We start from the raw sequence: 5163 nt of genomic DNA, 5'->3' as shown, positions 1-5163 counted from the left end.
GCAAGTACATCCTCATCAACAAGTATGAGTGATTCAGCTTCGAAGAGCGCAAGCGCATCAGAATCAACAAGTACGAGTGACTCAGCTTCGAAGAGTGCAAGTGCATCAGAATCAACAAGTACAAGTGGTTCAGTTTCAACGAGTGCAAGCATGTCTGAATCAACGAGTACAGATGAGGTTGTTAGGAAAGCAGAACTTAAGGGTGTAGTTCTTCAAAATCAAATCGCAAAAATTTTAACTAGTGAAGTGGAAGTCAGTCAGGTTACAAGTACTGAAGATATAAGCACTTCGATGTTAGCGCCACTAAATGTTTTAACTGGGTCATCAGTACATCCAACTACTATAACACTTACAAGTGATATTCAAACTACAAACCAAAATGTGAATGTAATAGTGGGTAATGCTAGCAAAAAAAATAATGACGCTAGTGGTCTAGTACAAACTGGTAGTGATTCAGCAAAAGGCAAATGGATTGTTGGAACAGTCGAAAAGTCAGCCAAGCAATCGTCCGTTGGTGAAGTTATTAATAATTTTATAAGTTCTAATTTAATAGGAACTTATGGTACGATGGCTGGTATGGGGGTGTTAATGACCCTAGTACCGTTACTCAGTATGCTTAATCGCAAGAAGAGATAGCTTAAAAAGTCTTAGGGAGTATACTCTCTAAGACTTTTTGGTGTATTTATAACTTCTAGGATTGTAGAGTTTGTTTTTTCTGCGAGATTATAAATTCTGAAGTTAAGTGCACAACCTGATTTAGTAGTTAATAATTTGAAAAAGCAAACAGTTTTGGTTGGATGATGCTGCAATTTTTTGTTAAAAATTAAAAATCTGTAACTTAGTTTCCGTAAGTTAAAAGCCTTAAGAAATCAACGTTTTGGAAAGCGTAATTTCTTAAGGCTTGTTATTTTCACTTTTCTATAACCGATTTAAAGCATCGCTAGCTGCATCGTTATTGATGTGGGTATACAGTGTGGTGGTAGTGGTTGAACTGTGTCCCAATTGTTGAGCCGTTAAAACTAAGTTATTTGTTTCTTGGTATAGCCGTGTCGCTAAAGTGTGGCGTAATTTGTGCGGGGTGACGCGAACTTTAAATTCTTTGGAATACTTGGCTACCATTTTTTCAATTGCTGATCCGGTGATTCTTTGTGAATGCCCTTTGGTTAAGGTTAAAAAAAAGGCTTTCTCGTATTTATCAGGATGGTAACGGGAGTCGCGAATTTGACGATAACGATCAAGATATTCCATGGCAAAAGCGGCAATTCTGACTGAGTCTTTTTTTGAGCCTTTGCGCAGAACTGACACTCGATTATTTTCAAAGTCTAAATCATCAAGATTAATCCCTACTACTTCCGATAAACGTAACCCTGAAGCTAACATTAAAGCATTTAGGGCGAGATTACGTTCGAGATCACGCTTGTGAAATAGTAATGCTCGCGGAGTGAGATTTTGCGGATAAATGTTTTCAATAAAGTCCAAGTATGCTTGACTTTCATCACCTAAAAAAAGCTTGTCTTCAATGGCATCAGCCCGAGCCTGTAAAGTTTGTCGTTGAGTTACGTTGGATAAGTCTTCCATAATATTATGACTCAAAAAAGGCTTATTTTGATGGTTGTTAGCACTTTTGGCTAAATATTTGAAAATCACTTTGAGAGCTGTAATATGACGTTGGATGGTAGGTTTAGCTAATAGTTCATTTGAAGGCAATGCTTGACCATTTTGATCTACGCGCTTGGTATTCATTTTATGGCGGCTAAGTAAGTAGGATTTATACTCGGTGGCATCTCGGAGGGTAATTTTGTCAAGTTCACCCACACTAATATCTGCGGTAATAGAAGCACTAACTTTTTTTTGATTAATTAACCATTGGCAAAATTGATGGAAGTTTTTGAGATATTCCAATAGGGTTGCCGGTGAGTATTCATCGGCCGTTTTGACAGTGATGAATTCACTAATATAAGCGGGGAGTTGTGCTTTAAGTTTATCAATTTTAATAATTGCTTCATCATGTAGCAAGATAGTCCACATCCTTTCGCTCTCATTATACCATAGCTAGCCAGGTCTGAAGAGTTTGAAGATAGGCGGAATGATTATCAACAAAAGGCATGTGACGACAATTAGCAAAGAGTTCCCATTTAGCATACGGAAGTTGGTCATACATGGTTTTAGCGATTAAAGGTGTACATAAATCATCTGTACCGCTAGTAATTAAAGTTGGTAAGGTTAACTCCGATAAGCGGTGGGTGTATTCAAAGTTTTTGAGATTGCCATTAGGATGGTATTCGTTGGGCCCCCAAGCAGTTTTATAGGCTAAAGAGCCAATTTTACGAGGACGCTTTAAAACACTGGGGCTTTGTTCAGTAACTTCGTAAACATGTCGTTTCATGAATTCACTGTTGGCAATGAGATAGGCTGGGTGGCTAAAATCAAGGCTTGTCTCTGCTTGGGCAATAGCAGCCTGCATATTAGTAGGAAGCTCTTTGATAAGGCGGTGTAGCTCTTGAACCCAAAGTGAGACCGAAGACAGAGTTGAAGATAAAATTAAACTTTTAACACCTTGAGCTTGGTAATCACAGAGGTAGGCCAAAGCTAGCATACCTCCGAAAGATTGTCCCAAAAGGTGAATTTCATCCAAGTGGAGTTGTTGGCGTAAGTTAATAAGTTCGGCAATCCAAGTTTCCATACAGTAAAATTTCGGGTTACTAGGAATCGAAGAAAGTCCACAACCTAATTGGTCATAACTAATGATTTGGCGTTCACTTAGTTCAGCTAATTCATCTAGGACCTCAAAGTAATCGTGACAGGAGCCAGGCCCTCCGTGTAAGAGGACTAAGGGAGCTTGCTTAGTTTTTTTACCGACCACACGACAATAAGTATGGTAATTTTTAAAAGAAAGATATTTTTCTTCAATATACATAGGACCCTCCTATTTTTAGCGTAACAAAAACCCCAAGATACAAGCTTAGGGATTAAAAATTAGGACCAAATTTCTTGAGCAGTTTGGACCACAAGAGCTAGTTTTTTCCACTGTTCTTCTTCAGTAACAGCATTTCCTTCTTCCGTAGAGGCGAAACCACATTGGGTGGAAAGAGCTAGATTTTCTAATGGTACATATTCACTAGCTGCTACAACTCGTTGCTTAAGTTGCTCTGGATCTTCTAAGTCAGGAAATTTAGAAGTAATTAAGCCAAGAACGATAGTTACATTAGGGCGGTTGTGCCAAATTTCAGCTAGAGGTTCGAAACTTCCAGAACGTTCATTGTCATATTCTAGGAAGAAACCATCGTAGTTGAGTTGCCCTAGATAGGAAGCGATATATTCATAGCCACCGGTATAAAGGTAGGTGGACTTGAAGTTTCCTCGGCAGACGTGAGTTGTGATAGTTAAGTCGTCTGGTAAGTCTGCTAGGGTGGCGTTAATAACTTTAACTGCGTCTTCGGCGATTTTTCGGTATTTAGCTTGTTCTTGGAAGTCATGTTTAGTATCAATGAATTTATTGATTAAAAAAGCCCAGGTCGTGTCATCAAGTTGGAGATAACGGCAACCAAGTTCATAGAATCTAAGAATTGTTTGGTGGTAAGCTTGGGCCAAGTCAGTTAAATATTCTTCCCATGATTCATAAAAATCAAGGGCTAGATCGCTACGATTATCACGAAAGAGCATAGTTGGTGACGGGATAGTTTGTTTGGCTAAGATCCCTTCTGGTGTGTTGGCTTGTAGCGTCTTGAAGTCTTCGAAAAAAGGGTGATTAGGGTTATAAGCGATTCTACCAGTAAGGTGGACATTATCGGTCCGGGTTTTGCTACCATGGAATTTGTAACTTTCGCTATAGTCGTAACGGTCAACTCCGGTTAGACCCCATAAAAAGTCTAGGTGCCACCAAGACCGAGCAAATTCTCCGTCCGTTACAGCGTTGAAACCTAGCTTTGCTTGTTTGTGGGCAACACGGGCAATTTCTTTAGTTTGTAAGTTTTTAAGTTTTGCTCGGTCTAATTGTCCGGCTTCAAAAGCATGACGACTTTGGCTCAATTTAGTAGGACGTTTTAAGCTTCCTACTAAATCAAAATGAAAAGGTGCGTTTTTTGACATATAAATTACCTCCAAAAATTATTGACAAGTGAAAAAATCCCCATCCTTACTTCTCAAAAGAGAAGTCAAGGACGGGGCTAGCCGTGTTACCACCTTGATTTATCTTTAATTTACATTAAAGACCTCAATCACTAAAATTAGTGCTTACGCTAAGGGGTAAGAACCCTAGCTGGCTCAAGACTTCACCAGCTAAATCCTCCAAGACCATACTTCACTAAGTGTTCCTTAGCCTCTTCTCAGCACTGAGGCTCTCTGTATAAGTACTAACTTAATTACTCATCTTTTCACCGTTTTTTAATATATCTATAAGGTAATTATAGCTTAAATTAAAAAAAAGACAAGTGCTATTTATTAATTTATCCAAAAATTGAGTTTATGGAGGTAGGGGGAGGATTCTCTAAGGATTGAACTACCTTGGTTAGAAAATTCCTTACTAGGATATGCAAAGGCAAGAGAGACATAAAAAGTAAAGAACGCTAGAATTTACGTTGCCGGAGCGTGAATTCTAGCGTTTCTTTTGATGTCATTTTAAAGGATGTTGGAAGATTTAATTTTTTCCATTTTTTTACGTTCTAATCTTTAAAGGCCCAAAAACGTTGCCCTACGTAATTTAAAACCACAAAAAAAATCGATCCGGCTAACATGGCAATATTATTTTGAATATTAGGACCAAAACTAGCCATAGCCATTACGGTTAGTGGTTTAGCTAAACCGTAGGCAACAAGATAACAAATTGTAATATTAATGGTAAATTTCAAAATCACCTTGAAACCTTTACTATTATTTTGGAAAGTGAAATATTTATTTAAAAAATAACTAAGGATACTGCCAAAAATATAGTTAGAAGCTGATGAAATCCAATAATTAAAGTGGAAAAAGTTATAGAATAAAAACATGATTCCCATCCCAAAAATAGTGTTAGCAATTCCCACCAGGATAAACTTTAACATGGTAACATCAAAAAAATTTTTGAGTTTTTGCAAGATTTTTCCTCCAATTTTTTTAACAACTAAGTTTAGCATAAAAATTTGTCAGGAGCAAAAGAAAATTACGGAAGGTAAACCTTTTTTAAAA

5 protein-coding genes and 1 other annotated feature are annotated in these 5163 nt (G+C 37.6%); of the genes, 1 reads left to right on the top strand and 4 read right to left on the bottom strand.

Annotated features, from left to right (window positions below; all coding sequences use genetic code 11):
- Nucleotides 1-636, top strand: a 636-nt coding sequence (locus JCM10991_RS15450; RefSeq protein ID WP_225349968.1) for a hypothetical protein, incomplete at its 5' end; no start/stop codon positions are given.
- Between the two features lie 282 nt (nt 637-918).
- Here JCM10991_RS15450 and xerS read toward each other — a convergent pair.
- The 4 genes from xerS to JCM10991_RS11140 all read right to left on the bottom strand — a co-directional run bounded on the left by xerS (nt 919) and on the right by JCM10991_RS11140 (nt 5039).
- Nucleotides 919-2016 carry a tyrosine recombinase XerS gene (gene xerS, locus JCM10991_RS11155; RefSeq protein WP_305068733.1) on the bottom strand — a complete coding sequence of 366 codons (1098 nt, stop codon included), beginning with the start codon at nt 2014-2016 and terminating at the stop codon, nt 919-921.
- 25 nt (nt 2017-2041) lie between these two features.
- Complete coding sequence (pepI, locus tag JCM10991_RS11150; protein ID WP_025021527.1) at nt 2042-2917, bottom strand: proline iminopeptidase; 876 nt, start codon at nt 2915-2917, stop codon at nt 2042-2044.
- 59 nt (nt 2918-2976) lie between these two features.
- Nucleotides 2977-4089: a vitamin B12 independent methionine synthase gene (locus JCM10991_RS11145; RefSeq protein WP_023859538.1), complete on the bottom strand. Its 1113-nt coding sequence runs from the start codon at nt 4087-4089 to the stop codon at nt 2977-2979.
- Nucleotides 4090-4153: 64 nt separating this feature from the next.
- Nucleotides 4154-4386, bottom strand: a binding site (T-box leader).
- A gap of 275 nt (nt 4387-4661) precedes the next feature.
- Nucleotides 4662-5039 (bottom strand): GtrA family protein, encoded by a 378-nt coding sequence (locus tag JCM10991_RS11140; RefSeq protein ID WP_035188944.1) that lies wholly within the window; start codon nt 5037-5039, stop codon nt 4662-4664.
- Nucleotides 5040-5163: the final 124 nt, after the last annotated feature.

Source organism: Ligilactobacillus equi DSM 15833 = JCM 10991, from assembly GCF_000615765.1.
Lineage (GTDB): Bacteria > Bacillota > Bacilli > Lactobacillales > Lactobacillaceae > Ligilactobacillus > Ligilactobacillus equi.
The sequence above is the reverse complement of the archived record's forward strand: the minus strand, read 5'-3'. Positions and strand labels throughout refer to the sequence as shown.

Coding starts and splice junctions, on each gene's coding strand:
- JCM10991_RS11140 (WP_035188944.1), bottom strand. CDS start 5,039: ATGTTAAAGTTTATCCTGGTGGGAATTGCTAACACTATTTTTGGGATG.
- pepI (WP_025021527.1), bottom strand. CDS start 2,917: ATGTATATTGAAGAAAAATATCTTTCTTTTAAAAATTACCATACTTAT.
- JCM10991_RS11145 (WP_023859538.1), bottom strand. CDS start 4,089: ATGTCAAAAAACGCACCTTTTCATTTTGATTTAGTAGGAAGCTTAAAA.